The following is a 24,903-nucleotide window of genomic DNA, read 5'->3' as shown; positions in this document are numbered from 1 at the left end:
AGTATTACAATGCAAATTTCCGAAGTATCTCTGAGTTCGGTTTGTAGAATTTTGGGAATGATTTGTAAGATTTACTAAATTTTATTTAACCGCAAAGGGCGCAAGGATTTTTGATATGCTGGGTTTTATAAAAAACGCAAAGTTCGCAAAGCTTTATCTTAAAAATAACTTTGCGAACCTTGCGTAAATCTTTGCGTTCTTTGCGGTTAAAAAAATTACAAATTCTCTATCTGAATACGCATTTTATCTTTTGATTGCTTAAACGAAGTAGGAGTAAAGCCAGTAATTTTCTTGAATTGATTGCTCAAGTGAGCTACATTGCTATAATTTAAAATATCGGCGATTTCGCTAAGAGAAAGCTCATTGTAAATCAATAATTCTTTGACTTTTTCGATTTTCTGGCTAATGAAATACTTTTCGATTGTGGTATTTTCAATTTCAGAAAATAAATTGCTTAGTGAATTATAATCTTGATTTAAGTTTTCTGCCAGATATTCTGATAAATTGATCTTTAAATCATTGTTTTTATGATGAACCAAATCGACAATTAGATTTTTTATCTTCTCTATTGTTTTGGTTTTTTTGTCATCCAATAAATCAAAACCTAACGATTGCAGGTTTTTAAGCAAAACTTCTTTTTGAAAATCGCTGATTTCTCGTTCAAGTTCAACTTCACCAAGTTCTACAGAAATAGTAGGAAGTCCGAGTTTTTCAAACTCAGACTCCACAACCATTTTACATCGGGCACACACCATGTTTTTGATGTAGAGCTTCATATTTATTTGATCGTTTCTACCACGTTTCCGCAAGTTAGCATTGATGAACCGTAATACGGATTCTTAACTGCTTTTTCTTTGCTTAACCAATCAGCATCTGCCATTGGGCAATATTGTTTGTAGATTGGCTGGTCTGGACTTGAAACTTTTATTAAATCGTAAGTACTTTTAGATAAAGATTTAAAAGTCTCACGTTGTTTTTTAAGGTCTGTTGTTGCAGAAATGTTTTTCGCGTCAGCAGTTAATTTCTTTACCACTTTCATCCAAACTGTATGTTCGTTGCTTTTCAGTTTGTCCATTTTTACAGCTGTAATTGCAGTCAATAAAGCTGTGGCTTTTGCTGAAGTTAATTTGCTGTCACTTTTAATAAGCGCATCTTTTACATTGAAATAAGCATCATAAACAGATTGTAACTGACTAGCTTCAATAATTTCTGTTGTTCTTGATTCTGATTTTATTGCATTCGCCTGAATAGTATTTGAAGTGAAAACAAATGCGATTATTGCTGTTATAATTGATATTGACTTTTTCATTTTATATAGATTTAGAAGGAATTCGATTTCCTTAATTAGTTTTTATTTTTGAAATGATTAATCCAAATTGTGTTTGGTTTAGAGCCAATTATGGCTGTTACAAATACAATTATTTTATTTTTGGCGGGGCCCAAATTGAAGTAAAACCATCCGAAATACTACTGTTTTTATAGTACATGATTGGTCTTTTAAAAGAAAAATGAAATAATTCGCTGTTGATGTCGAATTGATTTTCAGTTATTAAACTAAACTGTAAGCCTGAAGTAGTGCATCCAGAATGATTGCATTTTCCACTGCATCCGTCCTTGTCTTTTTTTGAATTATGAGCTTCTTTGCAACACTCTTTTTGACAAGAATCTTTAGTTGGATTCATTTTCTTTTCGCATGAATTTTTCTCAGCCGATTTTCCACAAGCATAACTCGCATTCGACATCATAAAGAAGCCAAAAGTTAAAACGAGAAATAATATGTGCGCTTTTTTTGTCAAAGGAAATATATTGGTGATACAAATTTAGATAAAAATCTTTAGCTCAAATGTGTTTTAAGATTTCAATAACTAAAGCTTCTTGAAATCTGTTGGCTTCATGTTTTTTCTTTTCTTAAAATAATTAGACAAATGACTTTCATCGGTAAAACCAAATTCATATGCAATTTGTTTGATAGGCAACTGATTGTTGTGAATTCGTTTTTCAATCAAAGTAGTTCGGAGATTATTGATGTAATCGCGATAACTTATCGAGAAAGTCCTCTTAAAGTAGGCACTGAAATAAGTTGGCGCAATATTGAAATGCTCTGCAATTATTTTAATCTGAACCTGTTTTGGTTGATAAATATTCTGATGGATGTAATTTGCAATTTGTTCATTATCAATATGTGTCGATTTCAACTGAAGATTCATTCCGCGTATGGTTTCTTTAATCAGTCCAAAAATGGAGAGAATCTGATAAAATACGATTGGCGAAGAAGTGACATCAATATATTGATCGTAAGCTATAATATTGGCGACTGTATTTTCTAAGATAGTTTTGCATGGTTCGTCAAATTTCAGGACAGTTTCTTTCAGAATTTTATCGCGCATGAAACTTTCGGGAGTGTTTACCAGAAATTCGTCGCAAGTTAAATTTTGTTTCGAATTGAAATAATTATCGGTGAACTTAATGTAAACAAAACGCGTCTTTTTCCTGATGTCGAAATAATGTTCATCTTCGGGAGAAATCACAAACAAATCACCCGCTTTATAAGGAAGAAGGTTTTTATTCAAATGATGAATACCGCTTCCTTTTTTAATATAGATAATTTCGTAATAAGTATGTGTATGCGGTGGAAGATGAAATTTCTCATCTTCAAACTCATGAATCACTAAAGTTTCAAACTGATTTAATTTAGGCATGACTTAAATTTACAATTTTATGTCGTAAATGTACAACTTATTTTGCGCTTAACGGTGTTAAATTTGCATCATAGAAAGTCTAATACTTTCTTGTGTAAAACAAATGAAAAAAAGTCTTATTGCGCTCTCGCTTGGGGGCTTAACTATTGGAATAACTGAATTTGTAATGATGGGTTTATTACCTGATATTGCTTCAGACATGAAAGTTTCAATTCCGGTTGCCGGATATTTAATTTCATCATATGCTTTGGGTGTTGTTATTGGTGCACCTTTATTAGTAATCTTAGGACGCAATTTTCCGCCAAAAAAAATGCTTATTATCTTAGCGTTGATGTTAACGGTTTTTAATTCACTTTCGATAATTGCACCAAATTATAATTTTCTATTTGCTTCGAGATTTCTTTCGGGATTGCCACATGGAGCCTTTTTTGGTGTTGGAGCAGTAGTGGCAAGCCGTTTGGCTGATAAAGGAAAAGAGGCTCAAGCTATTTCTATTATGTTTGCCGGACTTACTTTGGCAAATTTAATTGGTGTGCCAATTGGTACTTATATAGGACACCATTTTATTTGGCGTTATACCTTTATATTAATTGCCTTTGTTGGTTTATTGACGCTTCTGTTTATTTCTTTATGGATGCCAAATCTCGAGAAAAATGGCGATGTTAATATGAGAACACAATTGCAGTTTTTCAAAAAAACAGAAGCTTGGTTAATTATCGGAATTACGGCTATTGGTTTTGGAGGACTGTTTGCATGGATCAGTTATATTGCACCTTTATTAATAAACATTTCTAAATTTTCGCCTGAAGATGTCTCTTATATATTGATATTAGCTGGTCTTGGAATGGTTGTAGGGAATTTTGCAGGTGGTAAATTAGCCGATAAATATTTGCCGGCACCAACCGTTTTGGCTTTACTATTTATAATGGTACTTGATTTATTGATGGTTTACTTTTTCTCTTTTAATCAATATGTGTCATTATTCCTGACATTTTTAACTGGAGCGATTTCTTTTTCAGTAATTGCACCTATACAAATGCTTATGATTAAAACGGCCAAAGATGCTGAGATGATTGCATCGGCAGCGCTTCAGGGGAGTTTTAATATTGGAAATGCTTTAGGAGCATTTTTGGGAGGACTTCCGCTGGCGGCAGGTTATGATTTTGCTTCTCCAAATCTTATAGGGGTAGTTATGGCTGTAACAGGAATGATCATAACATTTACTTTAATGCAAAAACACAAAGCAAATTTGCAGCTTCAAAGAGCATAAAAATTACTAATATAATTTTCAAAAGTCCTTAAACTTAGTTGTTTAAGGACTTTTTTTATGCTTTATTTTAAGATTTATGAAAGTGTTGTATTGCTACAGTTGTAGGAATTGCTTGGTTTTTTATTAATATCTCAGGTTTTGTATTGTTTATGAGGCCAGATTTTTTTCTGTCTTGTGCAAACGATATTTTTTTCATGTAATCGATTGTTTTTTTGATAAAAACGAAAGAATTTAATATATGGCAATAATATAATTACTATTTATTCATAATATAAATTACATATGTGGTATAAAAAAGTGCTTTTATTTTTGATATGTAATTTTTTTTAGCAAATTTTTATGAAAATAAATTTTTTATATAAAAAAAATATCTATGTTTGTGTAATCGATTACATGATTTGATTTTTATTTATTTCAAATTGTTTTTTTAAAACGAAATCGATTGAAAAACCTTGCAGTTGCTTAGGTTTTTATAAAATCAAAACCACATAATTATAAAAATTTAGAATTTCAAAACCACATAAATTACCATTAACCAATTAATAACTTAAACAATAAACCATGAACTTTAAAGAATTTTTAAACAAAGGAGCAAATTATTGCTCTGCACTTGTTTTCTTATTGTGCTTGCTTATGAGTAGTCAGGTAAATGCACAGACTACAACTATAGAGGGAACCGTTAAGGATGCTGCCGGACTTACTTTGCCGGGAGTTAATGTACTTGAAAAAGGAACAAAAAATGGGGTTTCTTCTGATTTTGACGGACGTTATAAAATCAAATTAACGAACCCTAAAGCTGTTTTGACTTTTTCTTTTATCGGATTCGGAACCAAAGAAATTCCTGTTGCGGGAAAGACTAAAGTAGATGTAGTTTTAGCAGAAGATTCTAATAACTTGAATGAGGTTGTTGTAATTGGATATGGAACATCTAAGAAATCTGATTTAACTGGAGCAGTTGCTACATTCTCAGGAAATGAAGTGCGCAAGATTCCAGTTCCTAACGTTGCAGAAGCTTTAACAGGACGTATTGCCGGAGTATCGGTAACTTCTTCTGAAGGTTCGCCAGACTCAAATGTTCAAATCAGAATTCGTGGAAACGGATCTTTAAGTCAGGATGCATCTCCATTATATATTGTAGACGGATTTCCGGTAAACAATATCAATGATATTTCTTCTTCTGATATTGAAACAATGACTGTGTTGAAAGACGCATCATCAACTGCAATTTATGGTTCTAGAGGGGCTTATGGAGTTATTATTGTTACGACGAAAAAAGGTAAAGATGGTAAAATAGCAGTAAACTTTAATATGTTCTACGGAATGAAACAGATGGCTAATACTATCGATGTTTCATCTCCTGAAGATTATGTGAAATGGCAGTATGAATATGCATTGCTAGATCAAACAGATAAAACTATTTTAAGCAACCCGAGTTCTTACACAAAATATTTTGGAAACTGGCAAGATTATGACCAGTACAAAGGCATGAAAGGAAACGACTGGCAAAAACAAGTTTTTGGACGTACAGGCGAAGTTCAAAGCCGTGACTTGTCTATTCGTGGAGGATCTGATAAAATAAACTATAATTTCAACTACGCTCATTATGATGAAAAAGCAATTATGATGGGATCAGATTTTAATAGAAACAACTTGTCTCTTGCCTTAAACAGCAAAGCTTCTGATAAAGTAGATTTGTCTTTTACAGTGCGTTATTCAGATACTGAAATTAATGGTGCAGGTATGAATGAGCAAAATGAGGTTTCGTCAGCAGATTCTCGTTTAAAAAATATTGTTGGATATGCTCCAATCCCAGTTCCGGGTTTGACTACAGATGACACAGATGAAGCTGTAGCAAACAATTTAACGCACCCTTTTGTGGCAATTGTAGATAATAACCGTCAGCAGTTTAGAAAAAACTTCAACACTTTAGGAAGTTTTTCATGGAAACTGACTCAGGATTTGATTTTTAAAACAGAATTAGGTTTAGATAATTATAACTTCCAAGATTATCGTTTTTACGGACGTACAACGTATTATGTGAAAAATAATCCTGCAGCAGAAAGACAAGGAATGCCAGCTATGATAATGGCAGACAGAAAAGATACTCGTTTTAGAAATGCGAATACACTTAATTATGATTTAAAAAAATTAGTTGGAGAAAATCATAATTTGAAATTACTTTTTGGAGAAGAATCTATAGAATATAAGAGAAATGACCTTACAAGTACAATTCAGGGGTATCCATTATCTTTCGAATTAGATCAGGCTAAAAAATTGACTACTCAAGGAACGCCAGTTTCAGTTGATAATTTCTATTCTCCAGATGACAAATTGCTTTCTTTCTTCGGGCGTGCTAATTATGATTATAAAGACAAATATCTTTTTACAGCGACTTATCGTGCCGATGGATCTAGTAAATTTTTAGGAGATAATAAATGGGGATTTTTCCCAGCGGCAGCGGCAGCTTGGAAAATATCAGGAGAAGAATTTTTAAAAGATGCTTCTTGGATCAATTTGCTTAAATTAAGAGTGAGTTATGGTGAGGCTGGAAACAATAATATTCCAACCGGACAAATGGTTCAAAGTTTTATATCTTCTACATCTACTTGGATCAATGGTGTTGATAATTTCTGGGCAGCTTCTAAAACAATGGCTAATCCAGATTTAAAATGGGAAACAACTGTTACTCAAAATATCGGTTTAGATTTTGACTTGTTCAAAAATAAAGTAACAGGATCTGTCGAAGTATATAAAAATAAGACAAAAGATTTATTAATGCTTTTCCCAATTTCTGGAGGTTATGATAATCAATACAGAAACATGGGAGAAATTCAAAACAGCGGGGTTGAAGCCACATTGAACCTTAATCTTATTGAAAGAGAAAAGTACGGAGTAAGTTTATCTTTTAACGCTGCTTTTAATACCAACAAAATTAACTCGCTTGGTGTAATGAATAACTTTACTGCATCATCAGGATGGGCTTCTTCGTCAATTACGGGAGATTACTTAGTAAACGTTGGTCAACCATTAGGTATCATGTATGGATATAAGAGTGATGGACGTTATGAAGTAGCTGACTTTGATTATGCAGCCGGAGCTTATACTTTAAAAGCCGGAGTACCAGATGGTAGTACAGTAGTGGGCAAAATGCAACCAGGTGCTATGAAATTAAAAGATATTGATGGTGATGGAAAAGTAAATGCAAATGATTTAACTGTTATTGGAAATGCAAATCCAAAAAGTACTGGTGGTATGGTGTTGAATGCAAATGCTTACGGATTTGATCTTTCTGCTGCTTTTAACTGGAGTATCGGAAACGATGTTTATAATGCAAACAAAGTTGAATTTGCAACTTCAATTCCAAATGGACAATATAGAAATTTAAATGCTGAGATGGCAGACGGACAAAGATGGACAAATCTTGATCCTTCAACTGGACAATTAGTAACAGATCCTGCTGCATTGACTACTTTAAATGCTAATACTACAATGTGGTCACCTTACATGCCTCGTTATGTTTTTAGTGACTGGGCTGTTGAGGATGGTTCTTTTTTGAGGCTTAATACTTTAAGTTTAGGTTATACTGCGCCAAACAATTTAATTTCTGCTTTAGGAGTTTCTAAACTAAGATTTTATTTTACAGCTAGTAATGTTTTTGTTTGGACTAATTATTCAGGTCCAGATCCTGAATCTTCAACTAGAAGAAATACGCCTTACACACCGGGAGTTGATTATTCAGCTTATCCGCGAAGCAAACAGTTGATTTTTGGTCTAAACCTTAATTTTTAATTCAGTAAAATTTTCACAAGATGAAACATAAAATATTAATAGCAGGAATGTTTGTTGCAAGCCTTTTTGCTTCTTGCTCAGACGATTATTTAGATGCTCCGGCACAATCGACATTAGATGAATCTGTTATTTTTTCTAGTCCAGGATTAGCCGAAGCCGCAATTGACGGTATTAAGATTCCGTTTGCAGAAACCAACTCATATAGAGGACGTTTTCTTCCTTTTTACGGATTGAACACAGATACAGAATGGTACAATTCTTCGCAAACCGTAAGTGATGCTTCGGATTTATGTACTTATGATGCAAAACCGAATAACTCACAGATGAACACTACCAATAATGCTTGGGCAATGATGTATTCAGGTATTGAACGTGCTAACATTTGTATTCGTGGTTTACGCGCTTATGGTAATCCAACTCCGGGATCTCAATTAGGATATTTATTAGGAGAGGCGCTGACTTTAAGAGCAATTTATTATGCTGATTTGGTAAAAGCTTGGGGAGATGTGCCAGGAAGATTTGAGCCACTAAACAATGCAACTATTTACGTTGGAAAAACAAGCAGAGATGAAATTTATAAACAGCTTCTAGCTGATTTAGGTGAAGCAGCGACATTGGTTCCTTGGCCAGGTGAAATTAAAGAAACTACTAGTGTAGAGAGAATCAATAAAGCTTTCGTAAAAGGATTACGTGCTCGTTTAGCAATGGTTGCAAGTGGTTATCAGCAATATCCTGACGGTATCAGAAGAAGTAATGATCCTGCTTTGTCAGTTGCTAGTATGTATGCATTGGCTTTGGCTGAATCTCGTTCGGTTATCGCAAGTGGATCTGCACATTTAGAATCTTCATTTGAAACATTTTGGAAAAAATACAATCAAGAATATTTAGTTGCAGGAGGAGAATCATTATGGGAACTTCCTTTCTCAGATGGTAGAGGTCGTATGTTGTTTACTTTTGCTGTTCGCCACACTACGAACGATCAATTCCATGCCAATGGAGCAAACCGCGGAGGAACTGCAGGACCGCTTCCAACTGTATTCTATGATTACGACGTGAAAGATACACGAAGAGATGTAACTTGTGTTCCTTACAAATATGGAACAGCTGTAAATAATATTGCAAAACAAGAATTAGGAACATTAAACACATGGTATTTCGGGAAATATCGTTATGAGTGGATGACACGTTTTGTTACTTCAACAAATGATGATGGTGTGAATAAAATCTACATGCGTTATGCTGAAGTCTTATTAATTGCTGCAGAAGCTGCAAATGAATTAGAAGGCCCTGCAGCTGCAGCTCCATATTTAAAAGAAGTTAGAAGAAGAGCATTTGCAACAGCTGATCAGGCAACAAAAGTTGAAGATTATGTAAATAGTAAGTCAACAAAAGATGCAATGTTTAAAGCACTTGTTGATGAAAACAAATATGAATTTACAGGTGAAATGGAGCGTAAACAAAATCTTATTCGTTGGAATTTGCTTAAAGCAAAATTAGACGAAGCTAAAGTGAATATGAAAAGTTTAGCAGATCATACAGGAAATTATGCAACTGTTCCAACAACATTATACTATAAGTTTAAAGCAGATAACGTAAGCCTTGATATTTATGGTTTGAACAAAGGAGAAACTACTAATCCGGGAGCTGGTTATACAAGCATTGCATGGACATGGACAGGTGCGGCAGCCGATACTAAGATCAATACTTTGTACAAACCAGGAGTTAATCCTGACAATAGACAATTCTGGCCAATATGGCAAGTTTTCCTTGAGGGAAGCAACGGAAAATTGACTAATGATTACGGGTATTAATAAGTTTCTGAAAATTAATAAAGTATAATTATGAAAACAATATATATATTAAAAGGAGTATTTACCGCATTAGTTCTCATGTTGACTTTTTCTTCTTGTGACACTTTTCAAGAAGAAGTAATTGACAGTTTGGATGTAAACAGAGCGTTTTCTCCAATTGAACTAAAAGCGACAGTTAGAAATGAGACTTCAGTTGAATTGAATTGGACTGTAAAGCCAGATGCAGATCATTATGTAGTACAATTTAGTGCAGATGATACTGAATTTAAAACCATTTATAAAACAGTAAATGTTGCTCCAGACGAATTACCTGTAAAGGTACAGCTTGAAGGAGAAACAGTTTATTCAATTAGAGTAAAAGCAGTAAGTTCAACTGGTTTAGAGGATTCTAAATGGTCGGTTACTACAGCTACAACTTTATCAGAACAACTTTTTTATGCCGTTCAGGATGCTGATGTCGAAGCAACTCAAGTTACTTTGAGATGGCCTGCAAATACGAACGCAACACAAATCACAGTACAACCAGGAAACATTACTCATACCATTACAGCAGCTGAAAAAACGGCTGGAGTGGCTCTTGTAACTGGTCTTACGGGAGAAACAGCTTATACAGCTACTTTATTAAACGGAACAAAAAAACGTGGTACAGCAACTTTTAAAACCGGAATCGATATTGGAACTGGAATTTTGGTTAAAGAAACAGATGATTTAAATGCAAAAATTACTGCGGCACCTGCTGGTTCTGTATTAGTATTGATGCCAGGTGATTACAAAGTATTTACTGGGGAAATCATTTTAACTAAATCAGTTACTATAAGAGGATTGCGTTCTGGTGATAGGCCAAAATTACATGTTAGATTTACATTAAATGCAGGTGTAACAAATCTTTCGTTAATTGATTTAGATGTAGAAGGTACTACAGTTGGTGATAGCAATTTTATTACAATCAATGGTGCTAGTACTTCTTATGGAGATATTTTGATTAGTGGATCTTACGTTCATGATTATTTGCGTGCTCTAGTTTATGGTAATGCTAGTGCAGCAAAAGTAACTTCATTTACTGTAGATAATAGTATTGTTAAAAGTGTGAATACGAATGCACAGGCAGATTTTATTGATTTTAGAAATACATATGTTGCAAATATTACTGTGAAAAATAGCACATTTGATTCTTGTTCAGTTGGACGCGATTTTGTGAGAGCTGATGCTGTAGCTCCTGCTAATGGTTTTTCTGGAACAGGCTTGACAACTAACGTATTAATTGATAGCTGTACTTTGTACAAAACATCAGATACAGCAGCGCCAAAAAGAATTTTATACGTTCGCTTTGGATCAAATTCTTCAACAGTTAAGAATACTTTGATCACTTCAACAAGCGCAATTTATACAAATCAAGCACTGACAATATTGCCAACTTTTAGTAAAAATTACTATAATCTGGCACCAAGTTTTATTGATGCTACAATTGCAAATAATAAAATTGACTCTTCAGCAACTACTGCAGATCCACAGTTTGTAAGTGCTGCTACTGGAAACTTTAAAGTGCAAAATCAAACCTTGATTGATAATAAAATCGGAGACCCGCGTTGGCTTAAATAAATATTTTATAGTTAGTTTCAAAAGGGATGCAGAATTAAACTGCATCCCTTTTTTGTTTTATAGAAAATGAAATTTATTGAAATTGTCGAATTATTCTAATTCAATACAATCAAAAATGCCATTGTTTAATATTAAATCGACTATTTCATGTTCACTGTCAATGCGTAAAATATTATCACAGTCTTCAAGGTCAAAATTCCATAAAGTTTCTGGCAATAATTCGTGAAGCAAGGCCGAAGCCGATTCTAATTTTGACGGACTGTCAACGGAAGTTTTAAATACATAGATCATAATTTGCATTTTTTGAACGGGCAAATTTCTGAAAAATGTCTTAGTAATTGCTAGGATTGTATAATCAATAATTAGGACTTATCAATCATTTTTCGATATTGAATTGGAGAAATTCCTTCGTGTTTTTTGAAAAATCGGCTAAAATATGACTGATCTTCATGACCAACCTGTGCTGCAATTTCGTTAATAGAAAGTGTAGTTTGAAAGAGTAAATATTTGGCTTCCAGTAATATGTTCTCATCAATCCATTTCACTGCAGATTTTCCGGTTACTGTTTTTACGCATTTGTTCAAATGATTGGGAGTAACGTTAAGCAATGAAGCATAATGATTGACCTGATGCTGTGTTTTTATATGAAGATGAATTAATTCTTTGAATTTATTAGTGATGATTTCTGCAGCCGAAATAGGTTTAGAAGATTTAACCGAGTTTTTATTCATTTCATAAAACAAGGCAATCAAATAGGTTTGAACAATATTCAAATCCGCATATTTCGTATCGGTATATTCTTTTTGTAGCCGATTAAAAATGGTTGTAATTAAAGGAATATCTTCAGAAGATAATTTTGTTTTTGGATTTCCTGAGATTTTTAAAAAGTCAAAATCATTGAGCATTTCCCGACTTCCAAATTTTCCAATCAAAATATCGGGATGAAATTGACAGATAAAACCATGATGTGTGTTGTCAATATTTCGTATCGAAAAAATTTGTTCGGCGGGAACTACGATGATCTCATTTGCTATGGTTTCATAATCTTCATATCCCACTCGCATTTTATGGCTTCCAGATTCTACAAAAATCAAAGTGTGACAACTGTGTTTTGAAGGCGGAACAGGATATTGTAATCGCATCATTTCTTCTGTTTTTAAACAAAAAAAGTGATCCGAATTGGATTTGAAAAGCAAATGCATCGGATTGTCTTCTCCGAGAAATTTTTCCCGAAATCCTTTTGCTTCATACGTTTTTATTTTTTCAATTGACCTTGATTTCATTTTTAATAATACAATCTAAAATCAAGCAATTTGCAAAGTGCATAATGTTTTTGGTACAATTCTTCGACAACTTCAGTAAGGTCATCATTTTCTTGATATAGACTGAAAAAAGCTTTATCGATTGTACTGTAACTGGCTATTTTATTATAAGAAGATCCGTAGCCTGAAATAGCGCGTGCTCCGGTAATGTCAAGAAAATATTGTGCTTCATCGTCGTTGAGGTCTAATCGCTTTTTATTGGCAAAATGAATAATTTTCCCTTTCATTTTTCCTTCAAAAAGTTCGGCTATTTCTTCGATGCTGTAATAATAATCATGAAGGCAAATGTTATTTTCCTGCCCAGGCATAACCAAATAAATGATTTCATAATCCTTAAAATTATGATCGTCATACAAAAGTGTATTCAAACTTTCCTCTAAACCTTCAATAGTATCACAGGTTTTATGAATACTGGAAATACCTTGGTCAATAGCAATTTCTTCCAGATTTTTAACCACGTCGGTAGTTGTAGTCTCATCGACATCAGGAACTCCTTCGAGGCAAAAAATAAATTTTTCGTTTTCCATACTAATGTCTTTTTTGCTTCTTTTAAAAATAGAAATGTGGTTTTTGACAAAAGTATTTTTTTAGACGGAAAAACTGTTATTACATTGAGATTTTAACGTGGATTTTTGATTTGATTAAAGTTTAGGAAACTTAATGTTTAGCTATTTATTGACCATATTTCAAAGCCCCGAGCAATTCCGTTAAATCAACTACTGCATAAGTTGAAGAATAATCAGAAACGGCATATGGCAAAATGAGACTGTTGTTATGAATAATAGAACCACAGGAATAAACTACATTTGGAACATAGCCTTCTCGTTCATCTTCCAATGGCGCAAGTAATGGTTCCCGGAGTCTTCCAATTTCTTTTGAAGGATCATCTAAATCAAAAAGTGAAGCTCCGATACAATAACGTCTCATTGTTCCAACGCCATGCGTAATTACAAGCCAGCCTTCTTCGGTCCATAGTGGTGATCCGCAGTTTCCAATTTGTGTAAATTCCCAAGTGTATTTTGGTTCCTGCAAAAGGATCGGATTGTTCCATTGCGTTGCTCTTTCGGAGTACATGAGGTAATTGTTGACGCCGTCAATTCGGGCAAGCATCGCATATTTGCCTTTTATTTTTTTAGGAAATAGTGCCAGATTTTTATTCTGCGCGCCGTCGCCATGTAAAGGCAATACCCTAAAACTATAAAAGTCTTCAGTCAAAATCAGTTTTGGCAAAATCGCATGTCCGTTGTATGCGGTATATGTTGCCATAACACGAGAAGAACCATCATCATCTGTGAAACGTACAAAACGCGCATCTTCTATGCCTCGGCTTTCAGAATCAGAAATTGGAAAAATAACACGTTCTGTAATATCTGAATCGTGACTAAATTGAACGTCATAAAAAGAATTGGCAAGCCAGATTATTTCCTCTAATGCAGTTCTTCTTTCCTGACGAATCGAAGGATCACTTAAAGCGGTATTAACCATGTTTTTTAAAATAACAAACTCAAATGCATCTGGCAAATCCTGCATAATTTGGTCGATGTATTTGTTTGAAGTATGCATTTCAGACAATTTTGTCAGAAATCGTTCTTTATTCAATAACGTTTTATGTTCAATTTCGGCTTTATCAATTTGATTGCCAATTTTCATTATCTGTAAATTATTGTCTTTGTCAAGAATTCCTCTTCTAAAAACAATAGAAGAAATATGTCCTTCTCCTGTTGCTCTAAACGAAATAATAACTCGTTTTTCGCCAATTTCAAGTCCAGACTGATCAAAATCTTCTATAATTGAAGGATTGAAAATGGCAGCAGATTCGATTGCATATTCCATAGTGCAATATGATCCTATGAGCATTTTTCTGTTGAGTGACAATGCTTCGTAGTCAATTTGCATGGCTTCAATCTGCGGTTTTATTAGTTCGCAGTGTCTAAAAAATATGGCCGAAATATTTCGGTGCCTTCTCGCAAATTCACGAAGCGTCTGCTCGAGTGTTTCATAAACTTGTTTTTCGTCAAGTGTCATTATCCGAATTACCATCTGCTGGGTTCGCTCGTCGCCGTTCATAAAATATCGGGCAACAACTCTTCTAGAATCTGGGGTAAATTTTATGTTTTTTCGGACAACGGATACTCGCATAGTTTTATTTTTTTTAATTACAATAAAATAAGTGCCTTCAGTAAAATTATTTGGGGGAAATTTTAATTTGCTATTAGAAATATAGAATACAAGCGCGTAAACAAGAAATTTATTGTGTCATGTTCTTAAGCATAAACAAGTTAGTGATTTTGCAAACGAAAAAAAACTTTATTATTAAAAATTTTGCATTTGCGTTTAAACATTTAGGGTAAATAATATAGAAAAGGTGCTTTAAAAAAAAGATAAAAAGTAAAATTTCAGTTTTATAAGGAAAAGCAAACTTTTAGAATCATTAGTTTTTTATGAAAATTAATAATATCGAGCTCAAAATGCATTAAAAGGCAGTTTTTAGCGTATAATTGATAAGTATTTGATGGGGTGTTTTGAAAAAAATCTGAACTTTTGTAACCCTAATTTTTGTGATAAAAATTTAACTTTAGCAGTTAAGAATTTCGAAAAAAATAAATGTTTTTACTTATGAGAAAAATTATAATGCTGTGTTTTGCTTTTTTGTTTATTGGAAAAACAATAGCGCAGGAAGTACCATTGTTGTCTAATATTTCGGCAAGAAATAATATTAATTTAAACGGAAAATGGCATTACATCGTAGATCCGCTTGAAAATGGATATTATGATTATCGTTTGATGCCTTTAAAAGACAATGGATTTTTTGAAAACAAAAAGTTCAATACTTCAGAATTGTCAGAATATAATTTTGCAACTTCCGCAGTTATGGATATTCCGTCAGACTGGAATTCGAAAGACGAACGATTATTTTTTTATGAAGGAACGGTTTGGTTTCAAAAAGACTTTAATTATAAAAAGACTTCACAGACAAAAGGAATTCTTCACTTTGGAGCGGTTAACTATGATGCGAAAGTTTATGTAAACGGAAAATTGGCCGGAACACACATTGGCGGTTATACGCCTTTTAATTTTGATGTGACAAATTTATTGGTTGACGGAAATAATTTCGTTGTTGTTAAAGTCGATAATAAACGTCATAAAGATAATGTTCCAACAGTAAATATGGATTGGTGGAATTATGGCGGAATTACAAGAGACGTGAATTTAGCCCTAGTTCCAAATACTTATATCGAAGATTATTTGATCCAGTTAGATAAAAAAGAAAAAGGAAAAATTTCGGGTTGGGTAAAGTTGAATAGCGAAACTGCAAATCAATCTGCTGTTATTTCTATTCCTGAATTGAAAATCAAAAAAGAGGTGAAAACTGATGCCAAAGGAATAGCTTATTTTGAATTAAAAGCAAATCCGGTTTTATGGACTCCTGAAAATCCAAAATTATATGATGTAACTATCAGCAAAGCGGATGAAAATATTGCGGATAAAATTGGCTTTAGAACTATTGAAACAAAAGGAAAAGAAATTTTGTTAAACGGTAAAAAAGTCTTTTTGCGAGGAATCAGTATTCATGAAGAAGCGCCGTTTAGGTCTGGAAGGGCCTGGTCTACAGAAGATGCTCATACTTTGTTGACATGGGCAAAAGAATTAGGTTGCAATTATGTTCGTTTGGCACATTATCCGCACAATGAAAATATGGTAAAAGAAGCCGAAAAAATGGGATTGATGATTTGGTCAGAAGTTCCGGTTTACTGGACGATTTCATGGACAAATCCAGCTACTTATGCAAATGCCGAACATCAATTGCATGATATGATTTACAGAGATAAAAATCGTTGCGGAATCGTAATTTGGTCTATCGCAAACGAAACTCCTCATGGCGATGACAGAGATGTTTTTTTAAGTAAATTGGCAAAGTATGCGCGTACACAAGACAATTCCCGATTAATCAGTATGGCGATGGAAGTAACCAAAAGTCCAAACAATATCAATACACTTCAGGATAATATGAACGAATATGTTGATATTGTAAGTTTCAACCAATATTTAGGCTGGTACCGAGGAACAAATGAATCCTGCAAAGACATGCAATGGGTAATTCCGTATAACAAACCCGTTATTGTGAGTGAATTTGGAGGTGAAGCTTTGCAAGGTTTGCATGGTGACAAGAAAGAGCGTTGGAACGAAGAATATCAGGAAGAATTATATATTCAGAATACGCAAATGTTCAATCGTATTGAAGGTTTAGCAGGAGTATCGCCTTGGATTTTAGTTGATTTCAGATCACCAAGAAGACAATTGCCAAACATTCAGGATTTCTTTAATCGAAAAGGTTTAATTTCAAGCAACGGAATAAAAAAGAAAGCTTTTTATGTCATGAAAGATTGGTATGCCCAAAAGGAAAAAGAATACAAGAATAATTAAGAACATTTTCTAAAAAGTTAAAAACCTTCAAAGTCATTTTGATTTTGAAGGTTTTGTGTTTTTTGCGTAATTTTAACTTGAAAAATAAAAGACTTAAATGGAAGTAGAAATTGTCATAAGATTGCTTTTAGCAGCATTTTGGGGAGCTTTAATTGGCGCTGAAAGGGAATATAGAGGAAAAGCGGCAGGTCTTCGAACCACGATAATGATTTCTGTGGGCGCTTGTTTCTTTACATTTATGTCTCAATGGATTGGCGGACCTGGAAACGCAGACAGAATTGCTTCAAACATAGTAACTGGTTTAGGATTTTTATGTGCTGGAGTAATTTTCAGGTCAGATAGTCATGTTAGCGGGATTACAACTGCGGCAACAATTTGGTCAGTTGCTGCTGTGAGCATGGGAGTAGGAGCGGGTTATTATTTTGCTTCGGCCTGTGCTGCATTGATGATTCTTTTGATTTTAACGCTTCTTACATTTCTTCAGGATAAAATTGATATCAGCAATGAACATAAAGTGCTCCGTATTACATTTAAGCGTACAGATGATGGTTACAAAAGATGTAAAGAATTATTTTCAGATTTTAAGGTGCAATCAAAGCTTGTTATTCAGCGTCGTAATCTGGATCATATAACTTTAGAATGGCAAGTACATGCTTCCAAACATTCAATGGAATCGCTTTCGGCAGCACTTTTGCAGGATCCAATTTTTGAAGAATTGATTTTGTGACATAAATAATTCTTCTTGTAAAAACAATTTTAAGCGTATTTTTGCGACCTGAAATTAAAATCTCTCATGATAAAAATTAACCAAACGGAATCTTTTGCCGTTGAAGATATATTATTCTGTTTCGCTCTAGAATCTGAAGCAGCAGAAGTTTTTAAAGAAAATAATGTTGTATTTACTGGAATCGGAAAAGTGAATGCGGCTTATGAATTATCAAAAGCAATTCAAAATAAAAGACCTTCAATAATTATAAATTTAGGATCGGCAGGAAGTAGTAGCTTTCAAAAAGGAGAAGTAATTTGTTGTACCAAATTTGTACAACGAGACATGGACGTTCGAGGCTTGGGTTTTGCATTATATGAAACACCATTATCGGGTTTACCTCCGGTTTTAGAATATGGTTTGCTAATGGACAATCTTCAGGAAGGAATTTGTGGAACTGGCGATAATTTCGAAATGGAACATTCTTCCGATGCCTATAATGTTGTAGATATGGAAGCTTATGCTTTGGCGATGATTGCAATGAAAGAAGATATTCCGTTTTTATGCCTTAAATATATTTCTGACGGAGCCGATGATAATGCAGCAGAAGATTGGACGATTCAGGTTCATAAAGCAGCAATAGCTTACGGAAAAATTTTAGGATTGATTTAAATATAAAAACCCTTAACATGAAAGTTAAGGGTTTTGTTTTTTTGTAAAATAATCTATTTCACAACATAAGAAACAGCATCGGCTTCGCAAAGTCTAAAATAACCTAATGCGTAGTTATTAGCATTGTTTGTATTGACAATATTTCCTCTAATATTTCCCGGCGGAACCTGAAACGGATTTGAGTTTGAAGCGTCTAAAATTAACTTCATATAATTAAAAAAGTTTTTAGAAATACCGCGATGTAAAATGTTTAAAGTATTTCCAGGCTTCATATCTTCATGCGAATATCTTGTACTGATTTCATTTCCATTGTAAAAATCATCATTTGTTATTTCGTATTCTGGAAATATTAGAAACTCGCTTTGGTAATCGGTTAAATAAAAATTGACTTGATCTGCGGGGTCTTTGTAATAAAAAGTAACTTCAATTACATCTTTTCCGCCAAAATCAGGAACGATTTTCTGTTCCACTTTATCGATTGGTGTTGCTGAAGTTAGTTTTTCTACAGCAGTAAAACTTTGTCCCTCAGCCTGAACAAATAATTTATAATCCATGTTGATGACCGGAACAAAATTAGTGCATTTGTAAACTCCAGCTGCGGTTTCTGTAAAAGTGAAAACATCGCCGTTACCGTTTTCAACTCTTACTTGCGCACCTGATACTTTTGGCGTTGAACCGTTGTAATAAGGAGCTGTTTTGCTGATTTTTATCGTTTGCTCATTTCCTGCAGTTCCTTTTTTCCAGACAATTTCAGCATCGATTACAATTTGGGTCTCACCGGTTTCTAAATCCAGATTTACAACATCTTCGCAAGAACTGAAAAACAGAACCAAAATCAGACTTGTAAATGCCAATGCTCTATTCATGACGTTATATTTTTTTAATTTATTCATAGCATTAAAATTTAAAATTATAAGAAACTCCAGGAACAATTCCGAAGATGGATAGTCTTCGAGTTTCATTAAGTCCAGTATCATCGTTTGTTGTAAAATTCATTGAAGCCGCATTTTTTCGGTTGTAGATATTATAAATACTAAATACCCAATAGCTTTGCCAGCCTTTCTTTTTTTCTGGTTTTGGCGTATAAGTTGCGGCAACATCGAGGTGATGGAAAAGAGGAAGCCTATTTTCGTTTCTCAAAGAATAATTGGGAACATGAATACCGCCAAATTCATAATAACCATTTGCATACGTTACCGGCTGACCTGATTGCAAAGTGAAATTACCATTAAAAGACCATTTTGGACTGAATTCATAACTACCAACAACGCTTAGATTATGCAATTTGTCATATCCAGATAAATACCAGTCGCCGTTTGCAATTCCCGGTTCTTCAGGAGTTCTTCCCGGTGTTTTTTGTTCGGCGCGTGATAAAGTATAAGAAATCCATCCGGTAAAATTGCCTGTGTTTTTTCTAAGTAACAATTCCATTCCGTAAGATCTGGCTTTTCCGTTCAGGATAACCTGTTCAATATTGTTGTTGGCCAAAACATCGGCTCCATCAATATAATCAATTCGGTTTTGAACATTTTTATAAAATAGTTCGCCTTCAAAAGAATAATCGCCGTCTTTGAAATTTTTAAAATAACCCATTGCATATTGATCCAGCATTTGCGGTTTTGTAAAAGGCCCGCTCGGTGTCCAAATACTCATTGGTAGCGGAGATTGCGTATTTGATAAAATATGAATGTATTGCGCCATTCTGTTGTAGCTTGCTTTAATCGAAGTATTGTCATTAAAAGCATAAGACAAAGCGGCTCTAGGTTCCAAATTGTTGAAACTGCTTATCTTTTTTCCTTTTCCATAAGAAATTGTGCCCGTTGGAGTTCCTTCCTGATAAATATTATAAAGCGGGTTAAAAACGACAGCCTGACCATTTTCATAAGTACTAATTTCCTCTGAACCTAAACGATAAAACATGCTATAGCGTAGTCCGTATCTGAAATTTAATTTTTCTGTAATTTGATTTTCAAAATCAATAAAGGCTGAAGCTTCTAAAGCATATTTTTTGTCCAATTGCTGATAATTAAACTGCGAATCAATACTTGTTGGCTGTACAACTCCAGGATTAAAATTATAATACAAACCATCAATTCCGTAGTTGATTTTGAATTTTTCTGATTGCTGATAAAACCAATTGTATTTCAAGCCGTAACTTTTGATGTTGCTGTCCCATTCAAAATTTTCTGAAGAAAGTCCCAAATTGAATTTATAATCGCTATAAAAAGCAGAAAGATTCGTATTTAAACGATCTGAGAATTTATGTTTCCAGCTTAAAATTCCCATTGTATTTCCGTATTTACTGGAAAAACGATCGTTGATATCAAAAACGTCATTTCCGAAATAACCAGAAAATGCGATTGTATTATTAGCATTAAAGCGATAATTAAATTTAGCATTCAAATCATAAAACATAGCCGAATTTTTATTGTCGGCCAATTTTAAAAATAAATGCGCATACGAAGTTCGGCCAGAAACAATAAAAGAGCCTTTGTCTTTCTGTATCGGACCTTGAACCAAAAGGCGGCTAGAAATTATCCCAACTCCACCATTTACTTTATAATTTTGAAAATCTCCGGTTTGTTGCGTAACATCCAAAACAGAAGAAACGCGTCCTCCGTATTTTGAAGGAATTCCGCCTTTGTATAATTCTAAACTACTGATTGCATCGGCATTAAAAATCGAGAAAAATCCAAACATATGTGAATCTGCATAAACAGGAGCACCGTCTAAAAGAATCAAATTCTGATCAGCAGCACCTCCGCGGACATTAAATCCTGATGAAGCTTCTCCGGCATTGGTAACTCCCGGCAAAGTCAAAATCGATTTTAGAGGATCGGGTTCGCCCATTGCAACAGGAATTCGTTTTATTTCCTGCATCGAAAGTTTATTGACGCTCATTTGCGTGTTTTTGATGTCAGTGGCTTTGTTGGTCGTAACAATAACTTCTCCTAATTGCTGACTATCAGATTCGATGTTGAAATTGATATTAGCATCATCTGAAATCGTAATTTGTTTTTCCTGATTCTTAAACCCCACATAACTAATTACAAAAGTATAAGTGCCATTTGGGACTTCGATGCTGAATTTTCCATTATAATCCGTTACGGTGCCGGTTTCCAATTCTTTAATAAAAACATTGGCACCAATAACGGGTTGTTTTTCATCATCAATAATCTGGCCTTTCAGCTTGCTTTTTTTTTTAGCTTGTTTTTGAGATTGAGATTTCTGCTTCACAAAAATATTATTGCCAACAATAGAAAATTGTACCGTTGCCGTTTTGTTTAATTCTGAAATCAGTTTCTCAACTTCGATTTGCTTGTATGTGTTTTTCTTGGTAAAATATTTTTTATCGGTGTCGATTTGATCTGTAAAAGCAAATTTAAAATCGGTTTGATTTTCAATCTGCTTAAAGAATTCTTTTAAGGTTACGTTTTTATCTACAGTTACAGTCACCTTTTGAGCAGACGCCAATAAACTGATTAAAAAAAAGCATGCTGAAATTATATGCTTCATGAAATTTTGTATTTTTGGATTATTATTAAATGGAATAACCTCGTGTTATCCTGATTATAAGGAGGATGTGTAGTTTCGCGGCTTGCATCCTTTTTTCTTTTCTACTGAAAAGTAATCTGTTTTAAATCTTCATTTATTTCAAAGTTTAGGTTATACATTTCTGATATTAATTGTACAATTGTTTTTAAATCTTCTTTTTTATTGATTCGGATTGTGATTTTCTGATCTAAATTTTCCTTCGGAAGAATTACTTTATAGCCATAATTTTCTTCAATATATTGGCTTACTTCAGAAAGTTTTTGATTGTCAAAGTCAATGAATCGGCTAAATTCAGTTACCGAAGCAGTTTGATTTCCATAAGTGAATTTTTCTCCTGGTTTCAAAATCCATTTTTGATTTTGGCCTTTTACATTCATCTGAACGCTTCCTTCATAAAGTTCAACGGTTACTTTTTCATCTTCAGTTTCATTTACTGTAAAAGAAGTTCCTAATACGGTAGTTGTCGTTTCATTACAAAAAACCTGAAACGGATGTTGTTTGTCTTTTTTTACTTTGAAATAGACAAGACCATCAACTTCAATTTTTCGATTCAAAGCAAAATTATTACCGTAAGTAATTTTAGAATTCGGACTCAATTCAACTTTTGAATCATCTGGCAAGACAATAAATTTTATTTTTGAAGATGTATTTTCAATTACGTTTTCAGCAAGAATTATATTTTCTTGTTGAGGTTTGTTGTTAAAGAAAATTCCACTTCCAATCAAAACAAAAAGCAAAACGGCCGCGGCTGCATAATAGCGCCAAGGTTTGATTTTCTTTTTCTTCTCAGCAAAAGTTTTTGAATGAAATTGCTCCCAGGAAGCTTCTTTTTCGCTTTCAGAATTTGAAACAGGATTTTCGTCCCATAATTTTTTAAATTCTTCGTCAAAGTTTTCCTTATCCATGATTTTGGGGTATTAAATGATTTGACAATGAAAACCTTGTTTACTGAAAACACGATAAACCATTTCTTTAATATCACGATTGGTTTCGATTTTCAGGATGGTTTCCTGACCTTTTTTATCGAAATTTATGATACAATCTGAAATGACGAATTGTAAAAGAGCGACAAGTAAACTTGCGTCTTTTTTTGTTTTGACATTAGTTTTATATGCTTCAATATGCATTTTCTGTTCTTGTTTTTTATATATAACAAACGAGAACAAAAAAGTTCCTAATGGTTTTCGATTTTTTTTCGAATAAATTTACTGGCAAGATAAATATGATTGGCAATGGTCTTTTCAGAAAGATCCGTAATTTCTGCAATCTCCTTATAGCTAAGGTTTTCCAGTTTGTGTAACGTAAATATTTTTTGTTGCTGCTCTGGAAGCTGATTGATGAAACTGTGCAGTTTTTCACTTCTCTCATCAAAAACCGTTGAATCAGTTTCTTCCTGTAAAATGTCAACTTGAGGATCAAGCTGAATTATTTTGTTTTCTCTATTAATGTGATTGAGAATGATATTCTTGCAGATGACAAATAATTGTTTGTCTAACAAAACATCTTCGTTAAGCAATTCTCTTTTGTTGTATAATCGTATGAAAGTTTCCTGAACAAAATCCTCAGGTGTAAGTACAGAAGAGTTAAATCGTCTGGCAATGCTTATCAATTTATCGTAGTAATTGAAATACACCTCTTTGAAGGCGGCTTCATTACCCTTTTTTAAACTTGAAATAAACTTTTTATTGTCCATAACGAAAATATAGCAACTAGTTTTTAACTAGTCTAAACTCATTGGTTTCGATATTATTGTATTCAAAAATTGACCAATTTCAATTGCGAATGTAATAAGTTACAAAGAACCGCAATTAAATTCTATATTTTGACGCTGATATTGGAAAATGTTACAAAAAATAGATTGTTTTTTATTTCGAAATAATCTATAGAACAAAAAAAGCCGTTAAAAAATTAGCGGCTTTTCTATTCAATGCAATGAAACAATGTTGTGAATAATATTATTTGACAATTTGAGCTTCAGGAAATTTCCAGGTACCATTTAATACTTCCTTATGCGGACGATAAAGCCTTACCCAATAATTCCAGCCAGCAACAGTTGGAATACAATTTGGTGTTTTTCCGTCACAACCGCCAAATTGTATTGTTACAGATCCGTCAGCATCTTTTTTCGCAGTAATGTTATTCAATGTATAAGCGTCAAGATCATTTTTTTCAAAATAGCCTTCTTTATTATAAACACTCACAGACCAAAATCCATCAACTGGTACATTTTTTACTTTTAGTTTATAAATAGTTTTTCCATCATTTTTGGCAGGATTGACTGAAAGATAAAGAGCATCTTTTTCAGGATTTCCTCCCCATCCGGTGGCACTTCCAATTAAATGAAGTGTTTCGTCTACTTTTCCTCTTGGACCAAACATTCCTTTTGTGTCCGATAGCTTTTTGGATACTTCAATTAGTGAATCCCTAACTTTCTTTTGGCTTACTTTATCCCAATTTGGAATTTCAAAAGTTCCTTTTTCTTTTTGGTCAATCTTAATTGCATTTTGTAAAGCGGTTACAATTGGCAAATCTTTTGGATCATTTGGGTTAATGAAGGTTCGAATTCCTAACATTAAGTAACGCGTACCGACTTTTTCTCTGGTAAAAGTAAAAGTTCCGGGCGCATAATAAGTTTCAGAATATTGATCTTGGTCGAATGTCTGCATCGACATGAATCGTTTGCCTGGATTTGGCAGTGTAACTGTTACAGGGCCGGCGTCGAGGTCGAAAACACCAGACGAATATAAAACATCGCGATTGGCACGAATGACAGTTTGATTATCTATGGGCATTAAAGTTCTGTAATGAAAAAGAGTGCCAGTACCATTTGATTGTTTAACAGAAGTGCTAAAATACAAATCGGTTTCTGCTCGATTAAAATTAGCGGCAGTTACAGGGTCACCGCTTTTTGAAGATAAAGAATCTGTTGTTGTAACAACTGAATCTTTTTTTGTTGATTCAGAATCTGTTGACGGATTTTTTTTGCAGGCAAAAGCCAGAAATGATAAAACTAATAAAACCATTCCTGATGATAATTTCTGTTTGATTTTCATAA

At 33.6% G+C, this 24,903-nt stretch carries 21 protein-coding genes; 7 read left to right on the top strand and 14 right to left on the bottom strand.

The genetic code is table 11. From position 1 onward, the window contains the following. Positions 1-215: 215 nt before the first annotated feature. From FN795_RS17625 to FN795_RS17610, 4 genes are all read right to left on the bottom strand, one after another. On the bottom strand, positions 216-776 hold the full coding sequence (locus FN795_RS17625) for a helix-turn-helix domain-containing protein (protein ID WP_142451852.1): 561 nt from the start codon (positions 774-776) through the stop codon (positions 216-218). A gap of 2 nt (positions 777-778) precedes the next feature. Next, on the bottom strand, positions 779-1,309 hold the full coding sequence (locus FN795_RS17620; RefSeq protein ID WP_142451851.1) for a DUF3347 domain-containing protein: 531 nt from the start codon (positions 1,307-1,309) through the stop codon (positions 779-781). 109 nt (positions 1,310-1,418) lie between these two features. Beyond that, entirely contained in the window at positions 1,419-1,745 is a 327-nt protein-coding gene (locus FN795_RS17615; RefSeq protein WP_142451850.1) for a hypothetical protein, read from the bottom strand. A 120-nt stretch (positions 1,746-1,865) separates the two neighbouring features. Next, positions 1,866-2,699: an AraC family transcriptional regulator gene (locus FN795_RS17610; RefSeq protein ID WP_142451849.1), complete on the bottom strand. Its 834-nt coding sequence runs from the start codon at positions 2,697-2,699 to the stop codon at positions 1,866-1,868. Between the two features lie 103 nt (positions 2,700-2,802). Between FN795_RS17610 and FN795_RS17605 the strand changes: the two genes are divergently transcribed. The 4 genes from FN795_RS17605 to FN795_RS17590 all read left to right on the top strand — a co-directional run bounded on the left by FN795_RS17605 (position 2,803) and on the right by FN795_RS17590 (position 11,168). After that, positions 2,803-3,969 (top strand): MFS transporter, encoded by a 1,167-nt coding sequence (locus FN795_RS17605; RefSeq protein ID WP_142451848.1) that lies wholly within the window; start codon positions 2,803-2,805, stop codon positions 3,967-3,969. A 561-nt stretch (positions 3,970-4,530) separates the two neighbouring features. Continuing rightward, positions 4,531-7,758: a SusC/RagA family TonB-linked outer membrane protein gene (locus FN795_RS17600; RefSeq protein WP_142451847.1), complete on the top strand. Its 3,228-nt coding sequence runs from the start codon at positions 4,531-4,533 to the stop codon at positions 7,756-7,758. A gap of 20 nt (positions 7,759-7,778) precedes the next feature. Next, positions 7,779-9,569 (top strand): RagB/SusD family nutrient uptake outer membrane protein, encoded by a 1,791-nt coding sequence (locus FN795_RS17595; RefSeq protein ID WP_142451846.1) that lies wholly within the window; start codon positions 7,779-7,781, stop codon positions 9,567-9,569. A 30-nt stretch (positions 9,570-9,599) separates the two neighbouring features. Next, positions 9,600-11,168 carry a DUF5123 domain-containing protein gene (locus tag FN795_RS17590; RefSeq protein ID WP_142451845.1) on the top strand — a complete coding sequence of 523 codons (1,569 nt, stop codon included), beginning with the start codon at positions 9,600-9,602 and terminating at the stop codon, positions 11,166-11,168. Between the two features lie 90 nt (positions 11,169-11,258). Here the strand turns inward: FN795_RS17590 and FN795_RS17585 are convergent, their stop codons facing one another. The 4 genes from FN795_RS17585 to FN795_RS17570 form a co-directional block, all read right to left on the bottom strand. Continuing rightward, positions 11,259-11,459, bottom strand: a complete 201-nt coding sequence (locus FN795_RS17585) for a hypothetical protein (RefSeq protein ID WP_167498094.1) — start codon at positions 11,457-11,459, stop codon at positions 11,259-11,261. 71 nt (positions 11,460-11,530) lie between these two features. Next, a complete protein-coding gene (locus FN795_RS17580; protein ID WP_142451843.1) occupies positions 11,531-12,451 on the bottom strand; it encodes a helix-turn-helix domain-containing protein in 921 nt (306 codons plus the stop codon). 2 nt (positions 12,452-12,453) lie between these two features. After that, positions 12,454-13,017, bottom strand: a complete 564-nt coding sequence (locus FN795_RS17575) for a DUF6642 family protein (protein WP_142451842.1) — start codon at positions 13,015-13,017, stop codon at positions 12,454-12,456. Between the two features lie 145 nt (positions 13,018-13,162). After that, entirely contained in the window at positions 13,163-14,629 is a 1,467-nt protein-coding gene (locus FN795_RS17570; protein WP_142451841.1) for a glycoside hydrolase family 130 protein, read from the bottom strand. A gap of 477 nt (positions 14,630-15,106) precedes the next feature. On the opposite strand from FN795_RS17570, the gene FN795_RS17565 reads away from it, so the two are divergent. From FN795_RS17565 to FN795_RS17555, 3 genes are all read left to right on the top strand, one after another. After that, complete coding sequence (locus FN795_RS17565) at positions 15,107-16,915, top strand: glycoside hydrolase family 2 protein (protein ID WP_142451840.1); 1,809 nt, start codon at positions 15,107-15,109, stop codon at positions 16,913-16,915. A 97-nt stretch (positions 16,916-17,012) separates the two neighbouring features. After that, positions 17,013-17,642 carry an MgtC/SapB family protein gene (locus FN795_RS17560; RefSeq protein WP_142451839.1) on the top strand — a complete coding sequence of 210 codons (630 nt, stop codon included), beginning with the start codon at positions 17,013-17,015 and terminating at the stop codon, positions 17,640-17,642. A 66-nt stretch (positions 17,643-17,708) separates the two neighbouring features. Further along, positions 17,709-18,293 (top strand): 5'-methylthioadenosine/S-adenosylhomocysteine nucleosidase family protein, encoded by a 585-nt coding sequence (locus FN795_RS17555; protein WP_142451838.1) that lies wholly within the window; start codon positions 17,709-17,711, stop codon positions 18,291-18,293. A gap of 53 nt (positions 18,294-18,346) precedes the next feature. On the opposite strand, the gene FN795_RS17550 is transcribed toward FN795_RS17555, so the two are convergent. The 6 genes from FN795_RS17550 to FN795_RS17525 all read right to left on the bottom strand — a co-directional run bounded on the left by FN795_RS17550 (position 18,347) and on the right by FN795_RS17525 (position 24,901). Then, positions 18,347-19,186 (bottom strand): DUF4249 domain-containing protein, encoded by an 840-nt coding sequence (locus FN795_RS17550; RefSeq protein ID WP_244290001.1) that lies wholly within the window; start codon positions 19,184-19,186, stop codon positions 18,347-18,349. A gap of 4 nt (positions 19,187-19,190) precedes the next feature. Then, complete coding sequence (locus FN795_RS17545) at positions 19,191-21,809, bottom strand: TonB-dependent receptor (RefSeq protein WP_142451836.1); 2,619 nt, start codon at positions 21,807-21,809, stop codon at positions 19,191-19,193. A gap of 101 nt (positions 21,810-21,910) precedes the next feature. After that, positions 21,911-22,753, bottom strand: coding sequence for a FecR family protein (locus tag FN795_RS17540; protein ID WP_142451835.1), 843 nt, complete (start codon positions 22,751-22,753; stop codon positions 21,911-21,913). 12 nt (positions 22,754-22,765) lie between these two features. Beyond that, complete coding sequence (locus FN795_RS17535; protein WP_142451834.1) at positions 22,766-22,975, bottom strand: hypothetical protein; 210 nt, start codon at positions 22,973-22,975, stop codon at positions 22,766-22,768. A gap of 47 nt (positions 22,976-23,022) precedes the next feature. Next, a complete protein-coding gene (locus FN795_RS17530) occupies positions 23,023-23,541 on the bottom strand; it encodes an RNA polymerase sigma factor (RefSeq protein ID WP_142451833.1) in 519 nt (172 codons plus the stop codon). A gap of 262 nt (positions 23,542-23,803) precedes the next feature. Further along, positions 23,804-24,901, bottom strand: a complete 1,098-nt coding sequence (locus tag FN795_RS17525) for a DUF1214 domain-containing protein (protein ID WP_244290000.1) — start codon at positions 24,899-24,901, stop codon at positions 23,804-23,806. Positions 24,902-24,903 lie beyond the last annotated feature (2 nt).

Origin of the sequence: Flavobacterium resistens (genome assembly GCF_900182645.1) — a bacterium.
GTDB classification, from domain to species: domain Bacteria; phylum Bacteroidota; class Bacteroidia; order Flavobacteriales; family Flavobacteriaceae; genus Flavobacterium; species Flavobacterium resistens.
Note: the sequence above shows the minus strand (reverse complement) of the source record. Positions and strands in the feature narration are given on the sequence as shown.